The organism is Arthrobacter sp. M4 (genome assembly GCF_020251205.1).
In the GTDB taxonomy this organism is placed as follows: domain Bacteria; phylum Actinomycetota; class Actinomycetes; order Actinomycetales; family Micrococcaceae; genus Arthrobacter.
On record NZ_JAIWYX010000010.1, the window covers coordinates 102,586 to 124,051 of the forward strand.

The 21,466-nt window shown below is 62.8% G+C and carries 17 protein-coding genes; 11 read left to right on the forward strand and 6 right to left on the reverse strand.

The features are described from left to right. Positions 1 to 5 precede the first annotated feature (5 nt). Both LD110_RS17375 and LD110_RS17380 read right to left on the reverse strand, forming a co-directional pair. Positions 6 to 722, reverse strand: a complete 717-nt coding sequence (locus LD110_RS17375) for a haloacid dehalogenase type II (RefSeq protein WP_225500473.1) — start codon at positions 720 to 722, stop codon at positions 6 to 8. Positions 723 to 980: 258 nt separating this feature from the next. After that, on the reverse strand, positions 981 to 1,688 hold the full coding sequence (locus LD110_RS17380; RefSeq protein WP_225500475.1) for a GntR family transcriptional regulator: 708 nt from the start codon (positions 1,686 to 1,688) through the stop codon (positions 981 to 983). A gap of 308 nt (positions 1,689 to 1,996) precedes the next feature. On the opposite strand from LD110_RS17380, the gene LD110_RS17385 reads away from it, so the two are divergent. From LD110_RS17385 to LD110_RS17420, 8 genes are all read left to right on the forward strand, one after another. Continuing rightward, positions 1,997 to 2,299 (forward strand): urease subunit gamma, encoded by a 303-nt coding sequence (locus LD110_RS17385; RefSeq protein WP_225500477.1) that lies wholly within the window; start codon positions 1,997 to 1,999, stop codon positions 2,297 to 2,299. 9 nt (positions 2,300 to 2,308) lie between these two features. Further along, positions 2,309 to 2,686 (forward strand): urease subunit beta, encoded by a 378-nt coding sequence (locus LD110_RS17390; protein WP_225500479.1) that lies wholly within the window; start codon positions 2,309 to 2,311, stop codon positions 2,684 to 2,686. Continuing rightward, complete coding sequence (gene ureC / locus LD110_RS17395) at positions 2,683 to 4,476, forward strand: urease subunit alpha (protein ID WP_225500481.1); 1,794 nt, start codon at positions 2,683 to 2,685, stop codon at positions 4,474 to 4,476. The genes LD110_RS17390 and ureC overlap by 4 nt, the downstream gene beginning before the upstream one ends. A gap of 19 nt (positions 4,477 to 4,495) precedes the next feature. Continuing rightward, on the forward strand, positions 4,496 to 4,981 hold the full coding sequence (gene ureE / locus LD110_RS17400; RefSeq protein ID WP_225500483.1) for an urease accessory protein UreE: 486 nt from the start codon (positions 4,496 to 4,498) through the stop codon (positions 4,979 to 4,981). Between the two features lie 268 nt (positions 4,982 to 5,249). Next, positions 5,250 to 5,918 carry an urease accessory protein UreF gene (locus tag LD110_RS17405; protein WP_225500485.1) on the forward strand — a complete coding sequence of 223 codons (669 nt, stop codon included), beginning with the start codon at positions 5,250 to 5,252 and terminating at the stop codon, positions 5,916 to 5,918. A 16-nt stretch (positions 5,919 to 5,934) separates the two neighbouring features. Further along, positions 5,935 to 6,552, forward strand: coding sequence for an urease accessory protein UreG (gene ureG, locus LD110_RS17410; protein WP_225500487.1), 618 nt, complete (start codon positions 5,935 to 5,937; stop codon positions 6,550 to 6,552). A 170-nt stretch (positions 6,553 to 6,722) separates the two neighbouring features. Further along, the gene (locus LD110_RS17415; protein WP_225500489.1) at positions 6,723 to 7,598 is read left to right on the forward strand and encodes an urease accessory protein UreD; all 876 of its coding nucleotides are present in this window, start codon (positions 6,723 to 6,725) and stop codon (positions 7,596 to 7,598) included. Then, positions 7,598 to 8,641 carry a HoxN/HupN/NixA family nickel/cobalt transporter gene (locus LD110_RS17420; RefSeq protein ID WP_225500491.1) on the forward strand — a complete coding sequence of 348 codons (1,044 nt, stop codon included), beginning with the start codon at positions 7,598 to 7,600 and terminating at the stop codon, positions 8,639 to 8,641. The genes LD110_RS17415 and LD110_RS17420 overlap by 1 nt, the downstream gene beginning before the upstream one ends. Before the next feature lie 116 nt (positions 8,642 to 8,757). Here the strand turns inward: LD110_RS17420 and LD110_RS17425 are convergent, their stop codons facing one another. The 3 genes from LD110_RS17425 to LD110_RS17435 form a co-directional block, all read right to left on the reverse strand. Further along, positions 8,758 to 8,943 (reverse strand): hypothetical protein, encoded by a 186-nt coding sequence (locus tag LD110_RS17425; RefSeq protein WP_225500493.1) that lies wholly within the window; start codon positions 8,941 to 8,943, stop codon positions 8,758 to 8,760. A gap of 223 nt (positions 8,944 to 9,166) precedes the next feature. After that, positions 9,167 to 10,180, reverse strand: coding sequence for a PHP domain-containing protein (locus LD110_RS17430; protein WP_225500495.1), 1,014 nt, complete (start codon positions 10,178 to 10,180; stop codon positions 9,167 to 9,169). A gap of 1,366 nt (positions 10,181 to 11,546) precedes the next feature. After that, the gene (locus LD110_RS17435) at positions 11,547 to 11,876 is read right to left on the reverse strand and encodes a hypothetical protein (protein WP_225500497.1); all 330 of its coding nucleotides are present in this window, start codon (positions 11,874 to 11,876) and stop codon (positions 11,547 to 11,549) included. Here LD110_RS17435 and LD110_RS17440 point away from each other — a divergent pair. Further along, positions 11,866 to 14,211, forward strand: coding sequence for a SulP family inorganic anion transporter (locus LD110_RS17440; protein ID WP_374200357.1), 2,346 nt, complete (start codon positions 11,866 to 11,868; stop codon positions 14,209 to 14,211). The genes LD110_RS17435 and LD110_RS17440 overlap by 11 nt on opposite strands. Before the next feature lie 311 nt (positions 14,212 to 14,522). Here LD110_RS17440 and LD110_RS23935 read toward each other — a convergent pair whose 3' ends face one another. Continuing rightward, complete coding sequence (locus tag LD110_RS23935) at positions 14,523 to 15,887, reverse strand: alpha/beta hydrolase family protein (protein WP_225500501.1); 1,365 nt, start codon at positions 15,885 to 15,887, stop codon at positions 14,523 to 14,525. A gap of 392 nt (positions 15,888 to 16,279) precedes the next feature. Here LD110_RS23935 and LD110_RS17450 point away from each other — a divergent pair, with 392 nt between their 5' ends. Beyond that, a complete protein-coding gene (locus LD110_RS17450; RefSeq protein ID WP_225500503.1) occupies positions 16,280 to 18,664 on the forward strand; it encodes an excinuclease ABC subunit UvrA in 2,385 nt (794 codons plus the stop codon). Between the two features lie 186 nt (positions 18,665 to 18,850). Continuing rightward, a complete protein-coding gene (gene malQ, locus LD110_RS17455; RefSeq protein WP_225500505.1) occupies positions 18,851 to 21,340 on the forward strand; it encodes a 4-alpha-glucanotransferase in 2,490 nt (829 codons plus the stop codon). The last annotated feature ends 126 nt before the right edge of the window (positions 21,341 to 21,466 follow it).

The window sequence follows — 21,466 nt, forward strand, 5'->3', positions numbered from 1 at the left end:
GGAAGCTACTTTGAGGTGACGGTCTGCGGGACAGCTGCGTCGGCGAACTCGGCCATCGAGTTGAAGGTCCAATCGGGCTTCACCTCGGCAGCGGGGTCTGGCGTGGCGCCCCAACCCGGACGGTTGTGGCGGCGGTTGATCCAAACGCCCTTGATGCCCGCCTTCCTGCCTGGCACGTGGTCGTGGAACAGGCTCTGTGCGACGTGCAGGACCTTCAGGCCTTCGCTGTTGACGTACGCCTTCAGGGCGTCGAAGTTCCTTTCCGATGGCTTGTAGCTGCCCACTTCCTCTGCGGTGATGATGCGGTCGAATTCGACGCCGAGCCGGGCGTTGCTGCCTGCGAAGCTCTTGTTGTCGATGTTGGACAGAATGATCAGCTTGAAGCGGGTCTTCAGCTTCTGCAGGGCTTCGGTGGAGTCTGGGAAGGCTGGCCAGTCGGGGACCGAGTTGCCCAGCGTCTCAGCGTCGGCGTCGGATACGGGGATGTCGAGCTTGGCTCCTGTTGCGCGGAAGGCTTCTGCCAGGACCTGGGGGTAGAGGGCTGTGGGGTTCTCGCGCTCGATACGGGCTTCTTCGTCCGCGTAGGCGAGCAGCAGGTCCTCATCTGTCAGTTCCGGCCGGGCGGCGCGTCCCCACGGCCCCAGGACGGCGGCGATGCCTGCTTCCCAGTCGATGAGGGTGCCGTAGCAGTCGAAGCTAAGGGCATCGAATTCTTCGAACATGTGTTTTCCTTTGGTGTGTTGGTGCGGTGCTGCCAACCGCCGGCTTTCCTGATCCAGCGGACCACCCACTCCTCGGTGTCGCTGTTAAGGAGGGATTTTGCGCGGACGGAATCAGTGACGTGGCCGGAGTGGGGCTGAAAACAATTGAATTGAGCTCCGGCCTGGTCAAGGAAACGGGAAGCGTTGGCGGAGGGCAATGTCGTTGAACCGGTCTGTAGGTCGTCAAGCATCGAACCGGGGCTTCCGAAGCGCCGCTGGTTACGCGCTTTGTCCAAGGTCGGAGCGCTGTGACGTGGTGGAATGCTGTCCCTGGGGGAGAAGCCGTGCCAAGGCATCGTCCTTGTGGGAGTCCAAGAGCTTTGTGACCAATTCGCTGCTGCCATCCCGAATGGCTTCTGCGATGGCTTGATGTTCTGCCACACGGACCGATTCATCGGCATAACGGCCCTCGAGCCGATTCAGGCACATTCTGGTCTCTGTCAACAGCGTCGCGTGCATTCTTGCGAGGCGTGGGCTGGAGGCAAATGCCACAAGGCATTCGTGAAATGCGATATCGGCTTCTGTCATGGCTTCGGAGTCATTGGCTTTCCGCGCTTCCTCCATGGCATCAACACGTTGAGTAAGCTCACGGCCAGCACGCTCATGCTCGCCAATGACCAGGATTCCTGCAGCGGCCTTTTCTACCGCCGTCCGGGCCTCATAGATATCCCGGATATCTGCCTCGCTGAACTCCGCCACAAAAACGCCGCGGTTCCTGACGCTGACCAGAAGGCCTTCCTGGGTCAGCCTCTGAATGGCCTCCCGGACGGGACCTCGGCTCACGCCCAACTCCCCGGCGATGTCCATTTCCACCAGCTGTGCTCCCGCTGCCAGCGAACCCTGGCCGATGAGCCGTCGAAGCTGCGCGGCGATCAGCGATGGAGTGGATTCCTGGGTAATTGGCTGCAGCCCTTCGCGGAGGTTCATGGCATCACTATGACCTTTCAAGCTGCCGAATCATTGTCAACAATCGTACTGCCTATTGCCTTCTAGGGCCAGATTGAATAATCCTATTGTAGACAATCCTTGAAGCTGCGTCACAATCCTTATACCTGAGCCGCCTGTAACTGGTCTATTTCACACCGTCGGGGCGGCCAGCGGTGCTGGCGCTTCGGGACTGAAAGAACCGGCCATTTTGTGCACATAGCGCTGTCCGGGTAACAGGGCTGAAATGTGGTGGGCCTACGCTGGACACATTGGTCGGCGTGCCGAGCCGGAAACACCGAGGAGAGCCCATGCATCTGTTGCCCCGTGAGCAGGAAAAACTCATGATTGTGGTCGCTGCCGACCTCGCTCGTAGGCGACAGGCCCGGGGGCTCAAGCTCAACTATCCGGAGGCTGTGGCAGTCATCAGCTACGAGCTCGTCGAGGGCGCCCGGGACGGCAAAACCGTGGCCGAGCTAATGAGCTACGGCACCACACTATTAACTCGCGATGACGTGATGGAGGGCGTGCCTGAGATGATCCACGACGTGCAGATCGAAGCCACGTTCCCTGATGGCACCAAACTCGTCACCGTCCACCACCCGATCCGCTAGGAGGCCCTGATGATCCCCGGGGAATACCGACTTCGGCTGGAGTCGATCAGCATCAACAGCGGGCGTGAGGCGATCGAAGTCGACGTCATCAATCGCGGCGACCGCCCCGTGCAGGTGGGTTCGCACTTCCACTTCGCCGAGGCCAACCAGGCCCTTGAATTCGACCGACAGGCCGCTTACGGCCGCCGCCTGGACATTCCCGCCGGAACAGCGGCCCGCTTCGAACCCGGCGACAGCAAGACTGTCCGGCTGGTGGAGATGGCTGGCAATCGGCAAGTCTTTGGCCTTTCCAACGCCGTCAACGGCCCGCTAAAGGCAGGTCCCAGCGGCGGTACCAATGGAAACAACGACGGCGGCGCTGCCGCAGCGGAAGGGAGCGACGCGTGAGTTTCGAAATGTCGCGCAAGCAGTACGCGGACCTATACGGTCCGACCACGGGCGACGCCATCCGCCTCGCGGACACCGAGTTGTTCCTGGAGATCGAGAAGGACCTGACCGTCTACGGCGAGGAAGTCGTCTTCGGCGGCGGCAAGGTGATCCGTGATGGCATGGGTCAAAACGGACAGGTCACACGTGACGGAGTTGATTCCGGGGGCGGTGTTGGTTCCGGCGGCATCGGTTCCGGCGGCGGGGTGCCGGACACCGTGATAACCAATGTGGTGATCGTCGATTACACGGGGATCTACAAGGCGGACGTAGCGCTCAGGGACGGCCACATCTTCAAGATCGGCAAGGCCGGGAACCCACAGATCAGTGACGGCGTGGACATTGTCATTGGTTCTTCCACGGAGATCATCGCGGGTGAGCGGAAGATTCTCACCGCTGGTGGCATAGACACGCACATCCACTTCATTTCCCCGGAACAGGTTCCCGCGGCGCTGTGCAACGGCGTCACAACCATGGTTGGCGGCGGCACAGGACCGGCCGAGGGCACCAAGGCCACCACTGTCACTCCAGGGCCATGGCACATTGCCCGCATGCTCCAGGCCGCCGAGGGACTGCCCATCAACATCGGCCTCCTCGGGAAAGGTCACGCCTCCGCCGTCGAACCACTTGCCGAACAGATCCGCGCCGGTGCCGTTGGACTCAAAGTGCACGAGGATTGGGGCTCCACAACCTCGTCCATCGACACATCACTCAAGGTCGCAGATGAGTACGACGTCCAGGTGGCAATCCACACGGACACCCTCAACGAATGCGGCTTCGTGGAAGACACCATCCGGGCGATCGACGGCCGTGTCATCCACACCTTCCACACCGAGGGCGCGGGTGGCGGCCACGCACCGGACATCATCAAGATTGCGGGGCTCCCCAACGTCCTCCCTGCCTCCACCAACCCCACACTCCCGTATACGCGAAACACCATCGAAGAGCACCTGGACATGCTGATGGTGTGCCACCACCTCAACCCGGACATCCCTGAGGACGTGGCATTCGCCGACTCACGCATCCGTGCCGAAACCATCGCTGCCGAGGATGTCTTGCACGATCTCGGCATCTTCTCCATCACCTCCTCCGACTCGCAGGCGATGGGCCGAGTTGGGGAAGTGGTAACCCGCACGTGGCAGGTGGCCGACAAGATGAAGAAGCAGCGCGGGATATTGCGTGATGCCTCCGGAGAGGCCCACGGTGCTCCCAACGGCGACGGATCGGACAGCGACAACTTCCGCATCAAGCGGTACATCGCGAAATACACCATCAACGCGGCGATCGCCCAAGGAATGGCGGACATCATCGGGTCGGTTGAAGTCGGCAAATTTGCCGACTTGGTGTTGTGGGATCCGGCGTTCTTTGGGGTGAAACCGGAGCTCGTCATCAAGGGTGGACAGATCGCCTACGCGCTGATGGGCGACTCCAACGCGTCCATCCCCACGCCGCAGCCCCGCACTATGCGTCCCATGTTCGGTGCCTACGGCAAGTCCGTGCAGAAGTCGTCCATCACTTTCCTGTCCAAGGCCGCCATCGACGCTGGCGTGCCGGAGCAGCTCGGTTTGGAGAAGCTCATCAGGCCCGTTTCGGGAATCCGGAACCTCAGCAAAGGGGACCTCAAATTCAACGGCGAAACGCCGGACATCGCCGTCGATCCGGAAACCTATAAGGTGACAGTCGACGGCGAAGAAGTCACCTGTGAGCCGTCCGACGAGCTGCCCATGGCGCAGCGGTACTTCCTGTTCTAGGTAGCGGGAGGATTAGAACATGATCATCGAGAAGATCCTCGGCAACCTGCACGAACTGCCGCAGGCCGAGGCCGCCGCGCTGGCCCAGCTGCACAAAGAGAAAGTAGTCCTGTCCAGCGCGCAGTTGGTCAAGCGCATCCAGCGGGTCACCACGGACCACGGGCAGGAAATTGGCATTCGCCTCCCCTCCGGCTCTGGGGACCTACGCGATGGGGACATCCTGCACGTCACGGACTCCAACATCGTGGTGATTTCCGTGCTGCCCACAGACGTGCTCGTGATCGCGCCGCGGAGCGTCTACGAAATGGGCGTCGTGGCGCACTCGCTTGGGAACAGGCACCTGCAGGCACAGTTCTTCGACGCGGACTCCGACTATGCCGCCGAAGTGATGGTGTGCCAATACGACCACACCGTCGAGGATTACCTGAAGCACGTTGGCGTCCCGTTCAGCCGCCAAGAACGCATCATGCCGGTGCCGTTTCGCCATGCAGAACATACGCACTGAACGGGCTCCGGGGGCTCCCGGGGTCGTGCCCGTTCCCAGCCACTTCCACCGCTCGCAGGCTCGGGTCGGGGACTTCGCGGCTGGGGGCCGCTCGCTGGGAAGGGGGCTGTGCGTTCCCAGCCACTTCCAACGCTCGCAGGCTCGGGTCGGGGACTTCGCGGCTGGGGCCTCCGCGGGCAACGTCACGCCGCGGCCTCAAAGTCCGGGACGCCGCCAGCTGTCCCGCCCTTTCGGTGCCCCATCTTCGAGGCAAAGGGAGGGGTTGTAGATGAATGACTATCAACTGGCTCTCCAGCAGCTTTGTGACTCAGCCCTTCCGACTGGGGCGTTTGCTCATTCGTTCGGGTTTGAGACGTATATCGAGCGCAGGGTGGTGTTCGACGAGGAATCGTTCGGGCGGTGGTTGACTGTTTTTGTGGGACAGCAGCTCACCTATTCGGATGCTTTGGCCGTTCGGTTCCTTTATGAGGGTGGTGATCTTGCTGAACTGGATGCTCACCTGAACGCTCAGTTGCTTCCCCGGGAGGTGCGGGAGGCCAGTGCCAAGATGGGCGGACGATTGCTGGAAATTGGCGTGGAGGTGTTTCCGTCTCCCGAACTGGATGCCTACATTTCCCTCGTGAGGGAGGGGCAGGCCGCGGGGCATCAGCCCTTGGCGTTTGCAGTCGTCGCACGCTCGCTGGGCGTCCCGTTCGAGGCAGCCCTGGCTGCCTACCTGTTTGCGAGCGTCACCTCGCTGACGCAAAACGCCGTCCGCGCCATCCCGCTCGGCCAAAACGCCGGACAGCGCATCCTGCGGAAAGCGCACGACGACGTCGCTGCCGCCATCGAATGCGTCCGGCACCTTGGCTGGGACGACTTTGGAGCTGTTAGCCCCGGACTCGAGATTTCGCAGATGCGGCACGAGCGGCAGCGCGCCCGCATGTTCATGAGCTAGAAGAGGAGAAAAGATCATGCCTGAGCCCATTAAGATCGGCATCGGAGGGCCCGTTGGGGCGGGCAAGACGCAACTCGTCGAGCGCCTGACCCGGCATATGAGCGGCGAAATTTCAATGGCCGCCATCACCAACGACATTTACACCATCGAGGACGCCAAGATCCTCGCGGCCAATGGAGTCCTGCCCGAGGACCGCATCATCGGCGTCGAAACCGGCGGATGCCCCCACACCGCCATCCGCGAAGACACATCCATGAACACCGCAGCCATCGAAGAACTCAAGCGCCGGCACCCGGATCTGCAGGTTATCTTCGTCGAATCCGGCGGTGACAACCTTTCCGCCACGTTCAGCCCGGAACTTGTAGATTTCTCGATCTACATCATCGACGTCGCCCAGGGAGAGAAGATCCCGCGCAAGGCCGGACAAGGCATGATCAAATCAGACCTGTTCATCATCAACAAGACCGACCTCGCACCGTTCGTCGGCGCGGACCTTTCAGTCATGGAGCGGGATTCCAAAGAATTCCGCGGTGACAGGCCCTTCTGCTTCACGAACCTCAAGACTGACGAGGGGCTGGATAGGGTCATCCAATGGATTCGGCACGATGTCCTGATGCTCGACCTGGCCTCATGAGCGGCACCGTCCGCGCCAGGCTGACAGTGTCCCCACCCCTGGTGAGCGCTTCTGGCTTGGAAACTGAGCCGGGTGCAGGGGGCGGTGCCCGTCCCCTCCCAACCATCGCGAGCTCAAGTTGGGAAGGTCGCGCCCGTGGGCCCCTTGCGGGCAGCGCCACGCCTCGGCCCATGCCCGACTCTGCTGCTGCTAGTTGGGCATCTGATTGCTCACCCATGGGGGCGCTCGAACTGCGCGTTGGTGTGCGCGGCGGACGATCCGTTGCCACGCATCAGTACCATCAGGGTGCCTTAAGGGTGATACGACCGCACTATCTGGATGGGTCTGGCCAGGTTTGTTATGTCGTTGTAAATCCGGGTGGGGCTTATCTCGGTGGGGACGTCTATGTACTGGACATGGAGGTGCAGGCGGGGGCTTCGTTGCTCCTGACTACGCAGTCCGCCACTAAGGTTTATCGGACGCCTGGGTGTTTTGCTGAGCAACGAATGGAGATTCGGCTCGGGGAAGGCGCGCGGTTGGAGATGGTGCCAGACCAGCTCATCGCTTACCGGGACGCCAGCTATCGGCAAAGGTCGCACGTTACTTTGCGACCGTCGTCGAGCCTTGTTTTGACCGAAATCATCACCCCCGGATGGTCTCCCGACGGCGCGGCTTTCAAGTACCAGGAGTTGCGGCTACGCAACGAAATCCACGTGGAGGACGAGTCAGGCGCGAAGCTGTTGGCAATGGATAACCTGCTCATCCGTCCGCCTGCAAGGGATGTGACAGGGCTTGGCTTTATGGAGGGCTACAGCCACGTGGGGTCGCTTATTGTCGTAGATCGCCGCGTAGACCAAGCCCTCGCGGACGAACTACACACGCTCACAGATCCCCGCGAGGCCTACACCGGTGTTTCACTTACTGCAACGGTCAGCGGAACCACCGGGCTGGTTCTGCGTGCGCTATCCAACAGCACCGGGGAACTACACCGGTTGCTCAGTGACTGCACTGCCTACCTCCGTAGGGAGTGGCACGGTCAGGGGCCGATTGAGTTAAGGAAGCATTGATGACAAGGCTGGCGGAGCTGGCCGCCCTTTACCGCCGCCGTGAACACTTGCCTGTGCGGACGCGTTTACTTTGGACGTTCGGTGCCGTAGCCGCCCTCCATCTGGCCGCCGGTGCGATGCTCCTGATTGGGACCATGGGGTCTGGTACGCCGACGGTCTTGGGCCTCGTGATGACCGCCTATTTGGCTGGCGTCAAGCACAGCTACGACTGGGATCACATCACAGCCATCGACAACTCGACGCGGAAGTTCGTGGCGCAACGCAAGGATCCCGTCAGCGTGGGCTTTGCTTTCAGCCTCGGCCACAGTTCGGTGGTGATTCTGGCCGGGGTTCTGGTGGTTGCGGGTGCAGCACTCGTTGGACAGTTCATGGAGGACGGGACCACCGGCAACCTTGTGTTGGGTCTGGTTGGCAGCGGTGTTTCTGGCCTCTTCCTGTTGCTGATGGGCCTCTTCAACGGCCACGCCTTCCTCCAGACAGTCAAGGTGTACAGGGAAGCGAAGCGTCATGGCCAGATCTCCCTCGAGGACCTTGAAGCGAGGGGGTTTGTCGCCCGCCTGTTGGCCCGGCCGCTATCCCGGGTCCAGAGCCCGCGCAATATTTACGTGATCGGCTTCTTGTTCGGCCTGGGCTTCGATACAGCAACCACCATTGGCCTGTTGGTGATGACGACGGCGGCCTCACTCGCCGGTGTCTCGCCGCTAGCCTTGCTCGGGCTGCCGCTGGCTTTCACGGCCGCAATGACCCTGTGCGACTGCCTCAACGGTGTTGCCATGCTGAACATGTACAGGTCCGCGCTCAACGATCCCCGACGCAAGCTCGGTTTCAACGCCGCCGTCACTGGACTATCGGCTGTGTCGGCGCTGATCATATCGGTAATCACCCTGGGCGGATTCCTCAACGCAGCCTTCGGCCTGAATGACCCCGTGACCTCCTGGTTGGACGAAGTGCATCTAGGCGACGCCGGGTTGTTGCTGGTGGCCATGATGTTGGCAGCGTGGGGCGTGGCCGCATTGCGCGGAAGGTTGGGCCGGCAGGACTGAAACCCAGAGCGTGGATGGAGGCGCCTACTCCGCCCATGCCTGACCTGCCATCGAATGCGGGATACCAGCTGCAAGGGGAAGTTCGCAGTGGATGTGATGGGACTTTATTGCGTTGCTTACGGGCGGATCGATGGTGACGAATACGGGCGGTTCGGGAGCTGGCCGGGAGTCCATGCGTACTCTGATTCTTCTGGCGGCAAATGGCCCCGGCCGTCGTGAATGACGACGAGCACAGTACCTAACATCGCCACAAGGGCAAGTGCAGCCAGCAGGACAAGCAGTACCAGAACGGCCAAGGACATCTTCACGCACCTCTTAAGACCAATCTACTGCTGCTTGGAAGGCGCGGTCCGGTTGTTCGCGGCAGGAAATTCATGGCTGCTGCTTACAGCCGGCACCAAAACTGAGAAGGGGAAATTCAGGGTGTCCCCGCGCCATTGACTCTTGGGCTTACCGGTGCCGGCGTGCGAGGCCACAGGCCTGTATCTGCATGCGGACCCGATCATGGAGTCCAGCTGCCGTGGCTCATTTCTTCGCATGCAGCCACCCCCGCAGGCGCTCCAGCGGCCAGGTGGTGATGATTCGCTCTGCCGGTACGCCCTGGGCCTCGGCTCGTTCGGCTCCGTACTGAAGGAAGTCCAGTTGGCCTGGTGCATGCGCGTCGCTGTCAATGCTGAAGAGGCAACCCGCGTCGAGGGCCATTTTCATGAGGTTGTCGGGTGGGTCCTGGCGTTCCGGACGCGAGTTGATCTCTACGGCGACATTGTTCTCCGCGCAAGCCGCAAATACCTTCGCAGCGTCGAATTCAGATTGAGGGCGAGTTCCTCGTGAACCCTGCACCAACCTGCCCGTGCAATGGCCCAGGACGTTGGTGTACGGATTGCGGATAGCCTTCAACATGCGTCGCGTCATTGTGTTTTTGTCGGCGCGGAGCTTCGAGTGAACGCTGGCCACCACAACGTCCAGACCTTCCAGCATTTCCGGGATCTGGTCAAGGGCGCCGTCTTCCAGGATGTCCACTTCGATGCCGCTCAGAAGGGTGAAATCGCCGTGCTCGGAGTTGATGCTGTCCACCACTCCGAGCTGTTCGATCAACCGCTCGACGCTGAGTCCGTTGGCGATGGTGAGGTTGGGTGAATGGTCGGTCAGGGCCAAGTATTCACGGCCTAAGGTGCGCGCAGCTGCCACCATCGTGGCGATCGGCGAACCGCCATCCGACCAATTGCTGTGGCTGTGCAGGTCTCCTCGAAGGGCTGCGGTAAGGCCGCTCGAAGTGAGTGACCCCGCCCCTCGTTGGCGAAGGTCCTCCAAATACTCGGGGGTGCGGCCTTCAACGGCCTGGCTGATCACCTCCGCGCTGCGGCTGCCGATGCCCTTGAGGCTTGTGAGGCGCCCGCTCTCCACGAGTTGCGCGAGGTCGTCAGGGGTCAGCTGCCTGATAACGTCGGCGGCCTTTCGAAATGCCTGAACTTTGAAACTCGCCGCCTGGCCTCGTTCAAGCCAGAAGGCGATTTCGTCGAGGGCCTCGATCGCGTCCATTGCTCCATGATCCACCAAACAAGGGAGTCATCAATGCCAAGAGCCCTCTCGCGGCGGGCTGGGGCCGGGCAAGGCAAAGTGGCGGGCACCGGTCATTGTGCCGGCAGGCTCAGGAGGCAGAGGGGCGGGCACCGGTCCTTGTGCCGGCAGGTTCAGGAGGCCGAGGGACGGGCACCGGTCCTGGGGCCAGGCGAGGCAGAGGGACGGGCACCGGTCCTTGTGCCGGCAAGCTCACGAGGCCGAGGGACGGGCACCGGTCCTTGTGCCGGCAAGCTCACGAGGCCGAGGGACGGGCACCGGTCCTTGTGCCGGCAAGCTCACGAGGCCGAGGGACGGGCACCGGTCCTTGTGCCGGCGAACTCACCAGGCAGAGGGCCTGGATGGCCTAGTACTGGCAAGTTGGTTGCAGGGCGGACGGGTGCGGTTGGCAGATGGCAGCGGGCGCTGACCAGATTCAGCCCAGCGCGGGCGCTGTCCTTCCCGCAGCCCGGGAGGTGCGGAAGTTAGGCCAGGCAGTCCGCGCAAGACCCGGCGACAAAATCGGCGTCTGCCAGCAGACGACCACAATCGCGGCACTCACCGTTGTGAGCTGCCAGGTCCGCGCAATCAGTGCACCGGTATTCGTCGCCACTGAGAAGGAGCTCGGCATCGCCAAGAGTCTTTGCGCAGTCGCGGCATGCCTCAAGCTGCCAGCCAGTTTCGGGATCCGATGCGGGACCCAAGGGCGCAACAAAATCCGTTTCCAAAAGGGCTATCGCGTTCATGTCTAGGACTGTAACGGGAGGCTCCGACAGTTTTGTGCTCCAACTCCGGCATGTCCGGAACTGGCAGTGGACGCGCACTTTCCGTGCTTCGAGCAAGGCGGGATGAGGGCCCTTCACAAAGGTCTCTTGACGCCACTTAACACTACTGAGATGGTGGCGCGCAGGGCGCCTGGTTCTCCGGGCTGTTTAGCGCCAATACTCGCACCTCGGGTGCGTCCATCGGCTACCAGTTCTCCGCCGTGCGCTCGGGGTTAATTCCGCTGATCCTAGCGGCAACAGCAGCAGCCTGGGGGTGGCCGGGCGTAGCCCCTCGTCTACCAGGTCTTGGTGTGCTGGGACTTACCGCTGCGTTCCTCACAAGGGAACCTAGGGTCCCAAGGAAGTCGCCGCGGTGGACGAGCTAGTGGCAGCGGACCTCTAGTCGTAGCGGGCCGCTAGTCGCAGACGCAGTTCAATTTTGCGGAAGGACGGCCTCGGCCTTCCGGGCAGTGCACACAGCCCGGAAGTCCGAGGCCTTTTGTGTGGGTATTGGTGCCCAAGGCAGCCAGGGGGTGCTGCCTGCATCCATATTAAGCTAAATTTGACTATTTTTGTCATATAAATCACAAAGTGTTGTCAAGCGTCGTGACACCGCCTCTACCGTGGAAGGGACCCTGCCCGCCAGCGAAGGAAAACATGCCGCAGCCGACAGATCCCACCAACATCTCCGACCACTCACATAGTCCGCCGGAAACCACGCCACCGAGAACCACGCCGTCGGGAACCACGCCGTTGGAAACCACGCCGTCGGGAACCGCGCCGTCGGGAACCGCGCCGCCTGGAACCACGCCGTTGGAAACCACGCCGTCGGGAACCACGCCGTTGGAAACCACGCCGTCGGGAACCGCGCCGTCGGGAACCGCGCCGTCGGGAACCGCGCCGTTGGAAACCACGCCGCCTGGAACCGCGCCATCAGGCAAAACGCAGGGAACACCACGCAAGCGCCCAGCGCTGGGCCGAGTCCCCTTCCTCCGCACTTTGAGCGCGGACCTCCCCGCTTCCTTGGTTGTATTCCTCGTTGCGCTGCCACTATCCCTCGGCATCGCCGCAGCCTCCGGCGCTCCGGTCATGGCTGGCCTGATCGCAGCAGCTGTCGGCGGAATCGTTGCGGGTTGCCTAGGTGGCGCCCCGCTCCAGGTGAGTGGCCCCGCCGCCGGCTTGACCGTCGTCGTTGCCGGTCTTGTTGAGGAGTTCGGCTGGCCGGTGACGTGCGCGATCACGGCCGCTGCCGGCGTCGTGCAGTTGCTGTTGGGAATCAGCAAGGTGGGACGGGCAGCGTTGGCCGTTTCTCCCGTTGTGGTCAAGGCGATGCTCGCCGGGATCGGCGTAACGATCGTCCTACAGCAGACCCAAGTGCTGTTGGGTTCCAAGCCGGCCGAATCCGTGCTGGCAAACGTGGCAGCGCTGCCCGCCGCCATCACCAACGTCGAACTTCACTCAGCCTTGCTTGGCCTCACCGTGGTGGGTATCTTGCTCGGCTGGAAGTACGTGCCGCGCGCCGTCCGCCGGATTCCCGGTCCGCTGGCCGCCGTCGTTGCCGGCACCGCACTCTCTGTGGCGATGGCGCCCGGGGTTGAGCGCATCACCTTTAACGGTTCCATTTTCGACGCCGTCGCGTTGCCGAACCTGCCCGACGGCAACTGGCGCGGCGCCGCGCTTGCCGTCGTCTCGGTAGCCATGATCGCGAGTATCGAATCCCTTCTTTCCGCGGTGGCCGTCGACAAGATGCAGAACGGACCGCGCACAAACCTCAATCGCGAACTGGTCGGCCAGGGGTCGGCGAATATGGTTTCGGGCATGCTCGGCGGGCTGCCTGTCACCGGAGTGATCGTCCGCAGCGCCACCAACGTTGAAGCCGGCGCTGCCAGCCGCACATCGGCGGTTCTGCACGGCGTATGGGTTCTGGTTTTCTCGGCATTGTTCGCCGGGCTGATCCAGCTGATTCCGCTGTCCGTCCTTGCTGGCCTTTTGGTGGTGATCGGTGCCCGACTCATCAGAGTCGCCGACATCAAGACCAGCCGCCGCACCGGTGACCTCCTGGTTTACGTCGTGACACTGGGCTGCGTGGTGTTCCTCAACCTGTTGGAAGGCGTCATTATCGGCCTGGCACTTGCGTCGGCCTGTGTGCTTTGGCGTGTGTTGCGTGCGCCGATCCATATCCACCCGCCCGCTGTCCCTTCGGCTCCCTGGCGTGTGACGATCGCCGGTTCGTGCAGCTTCTTCGCACTGCCAAGGCTGAACCGCGTGCTGCATTCCGTGCCCGAAGGCCGGAACGTTGTGGTGGAACTGAACGCCGACTACCTGGACCATGCTTTCCACGAGGCGTTGCTCGCTTGGCAGAAGCAGCACACTTCAAGCGGCGGCACTGTCCTGCTGGAGGAGCACGGCACAACGGTCTTCAAGGACGCCGCCCACCGCTCGCCGCAGCGGCAGGAGTCGCGGGAGTTCCCGCTGCCGCCACGGACAACCTGGCAGTCTGCACAGACGGTCCCTTCAGCGGATGCCGCATCGGAAGAGTACGACGACGTCGAGCGGCTGCCGCTTCGATCGATCCTTTTGGGGATCGACAAATACCATCGACGCTATGCCGATAGGGTCCGCCCGCTGGTCCAAGGCCTCGCCGATGAGCAGAATCCAGACACTCTGTTTGTTGCCTGCGTAGACTCCCGTGTCAATCCGAACCTGATCACCAGTAGCGGCCCGGGCGACCTTCTAACGCTGCGCAACGTTGGCAACGTGGTCAGCGCGGACGGGCAGGATGCCTCCATTGATTCGGCGCTGCAGTTCGCGGTCACGGCGTTGGCGATCGACTCGATTGTGATCTGCGGACATTCCAGCTGCGGGGCAATGAAGGCCGTGATTTCCGACGCGGAAGGGGCTGGTAACAAGAACCTGGGGGCGGGGTTCGACGCTTGGCTGGACCATGCACGGCCGAGCTTCCGCGAACTTGTGGACGGCCATCCCGTTGCCCTTGCCGCTGAAGCCTCGGGATACAGCCGCGTGGATCAGCTGGGGATGGTGAACGTCGCCGTCCAGCTGCGCAAGTTGGAGGAGCACCCTGTGGTGGGACCGGCGCTTGCAGCAGGGCGGGTCCAGGCAACGGGCCTGTTCTTCGATATTTCGACGGCACGGGTGGTGCTGGTGACCCCTGAGGGGATCGAACACCTTGATCCAAGCGTGGTGCGAGGGCCGGGTGCGGCGGGCCGCACTAACGTGATGGGGGCGTAGATATGACGGCCTTATCGTAGTCGGCCTCAACACGGATGGCCTCAGCACGGATGGCATCTAACAAGGCGCATGGCCAACGGCGGGACAGGCAGGCGTAGCCTGGCGGACAGCCCCGGCGTGGGAGGGGGAACACTCGGCTCAGCCAGCGCAAACGGCGACGTCGATGCCCGCGCTCCCCAGCGTGCTAGCCGGAGGTAAGCCTTGTCATGAGCCAGTCGAGGTTGGTTTCCACGCCTGCTCGCCACGCCTGCCATGTGTGGCGGCCTGGGACTGTCTTCAGTTGCACATTCATGCCGGCGCTCCACAGGGTGCTAGCCGGAGGTAAGCCTTGTCATGAGCCAGTCGAGGTTGGTTTCCAAGCCTGCCCGCCACGCCTGCCATGTGTGGCTGCCGGGGACTGTCTTCAGTTGCACATTCATGCCGACAGCCGCAGCGGCCTTCGCCACGGCGGCACCTTGCGGGCCATAGAAACTGTCGGATTCTCCGATCGTGACGATGCCTGCGGTGTCCGGGTAGGAGCGTGTCTTCAGAACGTCGAGGGCGTTCTGCCGCGCGAAGGCCGCACGGTCGCCGTCGAAGTAGAGACGGATGAGGGCATCCCTGCCCGCGTTGATGGTCGGTTCCACTTCGCCGGAGATGTCAATGAAGGTGGGGTACACCTCTGGACGATTCACGGCCAGTTGCAGGGCGCATGTTCCTCCGTAGGAGAAGCCGGCTATCGCCCATTGGTGCCGGTCGGCCAGCCCCGCCCCGAGATTGTGCTTGGCCCAGGCGGGCACATCTTCGGCGAGGTACGTGGCGGACCGGCCCAGCTTCGTGTCCAGGCACAAAGGAGGATTGGGCGCGAAGTTCCCGCCGACGTCGGGCATCACCACAACGGGGGTGAGGCCTTTGTGACGGGCGGCGAAAGCGTCCATGAAACTGGCGAGGCGGCCGCCGTCCAGCCAGTCCAGGCTCCGTCCGGGCACACCGTGCAGCAGGACAAGGACGGGAAGGTTGGGCCGGTTGTTTGTCAGGTAGGCGGGAGGAAGGTATACAAAGGCCGCCGACGTTGGCAGACCTGAAACTGGGGAAGGTATCTCTGTGGTAACCACTTTCCCTTGTTTGGGCATTTCCTCAGGAGGGTTCCAGTCGGCTTCTTTGACAGCTTTCGTGGCCCGCGCGGATTCCTGGGCTCGACCTTCCGGGGTGGTGGGCTGTTGGGTTGGGGTGCTCTCGGGAGGGTTGATCGGCGTGATCGTTTCGATGGTGAGTCCTGGCCGTCCGAAAAGTGATCCCACTGTGGCGTATTCGCCGAAGTGCAAGTTCACTAGCTCGGCCGCCGCAACTACTGCGAGCAGGGTCGAGACGAGCCATAAAGCAGCCCTACCCACCCACGCCGGCGGCCGCTTGCGCACGGCTTGGATTATTCGGACGGAGCCTAGGGTTACTGCCGCCAGCGCCAGCCAGACCCACAAGTAGACCTCGGTGTCCAAAGGCGCTCCCCAGGTATTCCACACCCGTTCCGTCAGGAACTTGAGCAGCACTGTTGCGCCGAATGTTGCCGCGAGTACCACCGGAATCGTGAGCCGCAGTTGCTGTCGTGTCCTGGGAACAACAAGCCACATAAAGGCCGCCACTCCAAGAATCACGAGAATCACGGGAACGGGCCCGGACAGCAGCTCGATAGGATCCACACACCAATGCTACGGGCGTGGCTTCGGCCCAGAATCAGGGGTGAGACCGGGGGCGGACATCAGTCCGGGGCGACGCTCCTTCCCACTTGCTATGTGGCAGCATCCCTTAGGGTCCGCGTGCTATTGCGACTCAGCGAGGTTTCGAGGATGGGCATTGGAGTAAGTGGGCAGGATGGTCATTGCATTAAGGGCGCCGAAAAGCCAAGGCCCATGTCCTTGCGCAGACCATGGGCCATCGGTTGGACTAGGAACCGAGCGTGCTTTCGGTCGGGTTTCGCTGAAAGATTCCGGGACAGACCAAGCCCGGAAGCACCGCTCGCCGTTGTTTGGATAAAGCCCATGCGACACCGGGGGAGCCGTGAAGCGGCCTCATAACAGATGGAGACACGACGATGAGCATCGCCACGAGGACGGAAGCACAATCAGCTGCCCTCCATGCCGCCGACAGCCATGAAATGATCCGGGTCCAAGGTGCGCGGGAGAACAACCTCAAGGACGTGAACATCGAGCTCCCGAAACGTCGATTGACGGTGTTCACAGGAGTGTCGGGCTCGGGCAAGAGCTCATTGGTGTTCGACACTATTGCCGCCGAGTCGCAGCGGCTGATCAACGAAACATACAGCGCTTTCGTGCAGGGCTTTATGCCGACCCTGGCGCGGCCTGACGTTGATGTCCTGGATGGGCTGACAACTGCCATCGTCGTCGACCAGGAGAGGATGGGCGCCAACGCCCGCTCCACAGTTGGGACGGTAACCGACGCCAATGCAGTCCTCCGCGTCCTGTTCAGCCGACTGGGATCGCCTTATGTAGGCCCGCCGATCGCCTTCTCCTTTAACATCCCGGCGCGGAAAGCGAGCGGCGTGATGACAAGCGCCACGGGCGAAAAGACCGTGGTGCGCGAGGCCATCTACCACGGCGGCATGTGCCCGCGCTGCGAGGGCAGGGGCTCCATCTCGGACATCGACCTGACCCAGATGTTCGACGACAGTAAATCCCTCAACGAGGGAGCGATCACCATCCCCGGCTACACGGCGGATGGGTGGATGGTGAAGACCTACAGCGAGTCGGGCTTTGTGGACCCGGACAAGCCCATCCGCGAGTACACCGAGAAGGAACTCCACCACTTCCTCTACAAAGAGCCCACCAAGATCAAGGCCAAGGGCATCAACATCACCTACGAGGGCCTGATCCCGAAGATCCGCAAGTCGATGCTGAGCAAGGACGTCGATTCGTTGCAGCCCCACATCCGCGCCTTCGTTGAGCGGGTTGCGACTTTCGCGCCCTGCCCTGAGTGTGGCGGCACCCGGCTCAGCGAAGGGGCCCGGTCGTCCAAGATCAAGGGGATCAACATCGCCGACGCGTGCGCCATGCAGATTACGGATTTGGCGGCATGGATCCGCGAGCTCCGTGAGCCTTCGGTGGCACCGCTGCTTACGGCGCTGGGCGAAAACCTGGACGCGTTCGTTGAGCTCGGGCTGGGCTACCTGTCGCTGGACCGGCCGTCAGGCACCCTGTCAGGCGGCGAGTCGCAGCGGATCAAGATGCTGCGGCACCTCGGCTCGTCGCTGACCGACGTCACCTACGTTTTCGACGAGCCCACCATCGGCCTCCACCCCCACGACATCCAGCGGATGAATGAGCTCCTGCTTCGCCTGCGCGATAAAGGAAACACCGTTCTTGTGGTGGAGCACAAGCCGGAGATGATCGCCATCGCGGACCACGTCGTCGATCTCGGACCGGGCGCCGGTACCAACGGCGGAGCGATCTGTTTCGAGGGCAGTGTGAAGGAGCTTCGGCGGAGCGATACCGTCACGGGACGTCACCTTGACGACAAAGTGTCCGTAAAGGAGTCTGTGCGCAGGCCTTCGGGAACGCTGGAGGTGCGCGGCGCCTCCATGCACAACCTGCAAAACGTCGACGTCGACATCCCCCTCGGTGTGTTGGTGGTAGTTACCGGCGTGGCCGGCTCGGGGAAGAGCTCGCTCATCCATGGCTCCGTGTCCCCGCGCGAGGGGGTAGTTGCCATCGACCAGAGCGCAATCAGGGGTTCGCGACGAAGCAACCCGGCGACGTATACGGGTCTGCTTGAGCCAATCCGTAAGGCGTTCGCCAAGGCCAATGGCGTGAAGCCGGCGCTCTTCTCCGCCAACTCCGAGGGCGCCTGCCCAACGTGTAACGGCAACGGGCTGATCTTCACTGAGCTCGGATTCATGGAAACCGTGTCCACACCGTGCGAAGACTGCGGCGGTAAGCGCTTCCAAGCGGAAGTCCTGGAGCTTCGCTTCGGTGGCCTCAACATCGCCGAGGTACTCGACCTGCCTGTTTCCGAGGCTTTGAGCTTCTTCTCGAAGGGCGAGGCGAAGACCCCCGCCGCCGCCGCGATCCTGACCCGGCTTGAAGATGTGGGACTGGGTTACATCAACCTGGGCCAACCATTGACCACGCTGTCCGGCGGTGAGCGGCAGCGGCTTAAGCTGGCGTCGCAGATGGCCGAGAAGGGTGATGTTTACATCCTCGACGAGCCGACCAGCGGCCTGCACCTTGCCGACGTCGAACAGCTGCTAGCTATGCTCGACAGGCTGGTCGACTCTGGAAAGTCGGTCATAGTCATCGAGCACCACCAAGCCGTTATGGCGCACGCAGACTGGATCATCGACCTTGGCCCCGGTGCCGGTCACGACGGTGGCCGAATCGTCTTCGAGGGCACACCCGCAGACCTCATCGCCGATCGCTCCACCCTCACCGGAGAGCACCTGGCGGCCTACGTCGGGCGCTGAGCTTCGTCCGGCTTTGCAGCCACAGTCGATTTGCTGGCAGCCAAGGTCGGTCGTCCCACGTCATCAAGGAAAAATTCTGTGTGGTCCGCCACACGGCCCTGCAATAATCGGAACCAGTTGCCTGGCTGGGGAAGCAGCGAGGCGGCATGCACGTTCGGACGGATCCACAATTCAGACGAGGCGGACATGACCAACACTTCCACAGAGCACGGCACGGCTGAACAGGGCGCAGAGCCGGGAACAGCACCGCCTGGATCAACAGCGCCGGGAACCACAGCTCCTGGAACAACGGAACCGGGAACAGCAGCGTCGGGAACCACAGCGCCTGGAACAACGGAACCGGGAACAACGGAACCGGGAACAACGGAACCGGGAACCACAGCGCCTGGATCAACAGCGCCGGAAGCAACAGCGCCGGAAACAACGGCGCCGGGAACCACAGCGCCTGGAACAACGGAACCGGGAACAACGGAACCGGGAACCACAGCGTCGGAAACAACAGCCGGCCAAACTGCCCCCGGCGCACCGGCCGTCGACGAAGGCCTGTTGCACCGGCTTGCGGACGCGAATGGCGTGGGCACCTCGTTTTGGGGCTTCGACGGGCTGCAGCACACGGTGGCCCCGGACACGCTGGTCAAGGTTCTGGCCGCGCTTGGAGTGCGCGCGGACTCCGACGAGCACATCGAGGCCGCCCTGGTCGAAACGGAACTGGCTCCCTGGCGGCGAATGTTGCCGCCCGCCGTCGTAGTCCGTGAAGGTGCCACCGAGCAGGTCCCTGTCCATGTCTGCGACGGCGCCACCGTCCGCCTCACCATCACTTTGGAGGGTGGGAAGCTGCTTGACGCCATCCAGCAGGACGTCTGGGTTCCGGCCCGGGACGTCGACGGCGTCCAGGTGGGCCGGGCTACGTTCGAAGTTCCCGCCGACCTTCCACTCGGCTGGCACACGCTCACAGCCGAATCCGACGGCGTTACGGCCCAGGCCGCGCTGGCTGTGGTGCCTGAGGTGCTGCGAACAGCGGCTCCGCTGGAGGAACGGCGCGGCTGGGGCCTGGCCACGCAGTTGTATTCGGTGAGGTCCAAGCGATCCTGGGGCATCGGCGATTTCGCCGATCTGGCGGACCTCGCCGCGCTCGCCGGGATGCGGGGTGCAGACTATGTCCTGGTCAACCCGCTGCACGCCGCCGATCCCGTGCCGCCTGTTCAGCCTTCGCCCTATTCGCCATCGACGCGGCGCTTCTTCAATCCGCTCTACATCCGCATCGAGGCGATCCCCGAGCTCGCCTATTTGAAACCCCGAAAACGCGCCACGGTGGACCGGCTGCTGGAGCAGGTCCATTCACTGAACAAGAACGCTGAGCGCCTTGACCGGGACAAGGTGTACGCCTTCAAACTCGCAGCCCTGGAACTGCTGTATCACGCCAGGCTCTCGCCCTCCCGGCAACGGGAGTTCGACGCGTTCTGCGAGGAAGCCGGCCAGGGACTCGAGGATTTTGCCCTCTGGTGCGCCATCCGTGAAGACCTGCCAGCCAACGATCCGCTGTGGCGAAATGCAGCCTCCACTGTGGGGTCGCCCCTGGTGGAGTCGATGCGTCCGGCGCTGGCCGATAGGATCGGTTTCCACCGCTGGCTCCAGTGGATCTGCGACGAACAGCTGGAAGCCGCGCAGCGATCCGCGAAAAAGGCGGGCATGCGGTTGGGTATTGTGCACGACTTGGCGGTTGGGGCGGACCTCAGCAGCGCCGACGCCTGGACCCTGCATGACAGTTTCGCACCCGGGGTCAGCGTGGGGGCGCCCCCGGATATGTACAACCAGCAGGGGCAGAACTGGAACCAGCCTCCGTGGCACCCTGTGCGGCTCGCGGAAGCGGGGTACGCGCCGTTCCGGGATATGCTCTCCACGGTCCTCCGGCACGCGGGCGGCATTCGCGTGGACCACATCCTGGGCCTGTTCCGGCTCTGGTGGGTGCCCGAAGGAAACTCAGCCAAGGACGGCACGTACGTCCGCTACGACCATGAGTCGCTGATCGGCATCCTGGCCTTGGAAGCGCACCGGGCCAACGCCGTCGTGATTGGCGAGGACCTAGGGGTCTTCGAGCCTTGGGTCCGCGATTACCTGGCGTCCCGCGGAATTCTGGGCACCTCAATTTTGTGGTTCGAGTACGACGGCGACCAGCCGCTACCGCCCGAAAAGTACCGTAAGTACGCACTCGCCAGCGTGAACACCCACGACCTCCCGCCCACGGCAGGTTACTTGGCCGGTGACCACGTGGACCTCCGCCACCGACTCGGAATCCTGGAGCGCTCCGTCCAAGAGGAACGTGCCGACCATGAGGCAACGCTGGAGAAGATGGATGTCCTGCTGCATGAGCGGGGGCTGACGCCCGAACATGATGGGACGCCACACAAGGGCGGCCGGGATTATGAAGAGCGCTATGTCGAGGCACTCCACAGGCTATTGGCCAAGTCGCCGTCGGTGCTCTTGGGGGTGGCGCTCGTGGATGCGGTGGGTGAGCGACGGGTGCAGAACCAACCCGGCACAACCTCCAAGGTGTATCCGAATTGGCAGGTTCCGCTTGCAGATGCCCACGGTCGTTCCGTATTGATCGACGATCTGGCGGATAACACACGATTCAACTCACTCCTGGCCGCCGTGGACGAGTCAACGCGCAGCTAGTCGCACCGCTAGCGGCTAGTCGTACCGCTGGCGGCTGGCGGCACTGTTGGCGGCTGGTGGCACAGCCAGCGGCTGGCGGCACTGGGCGGCACTGTTAGCGGGCTGGTGGCACTGTTGGCGGCTGGT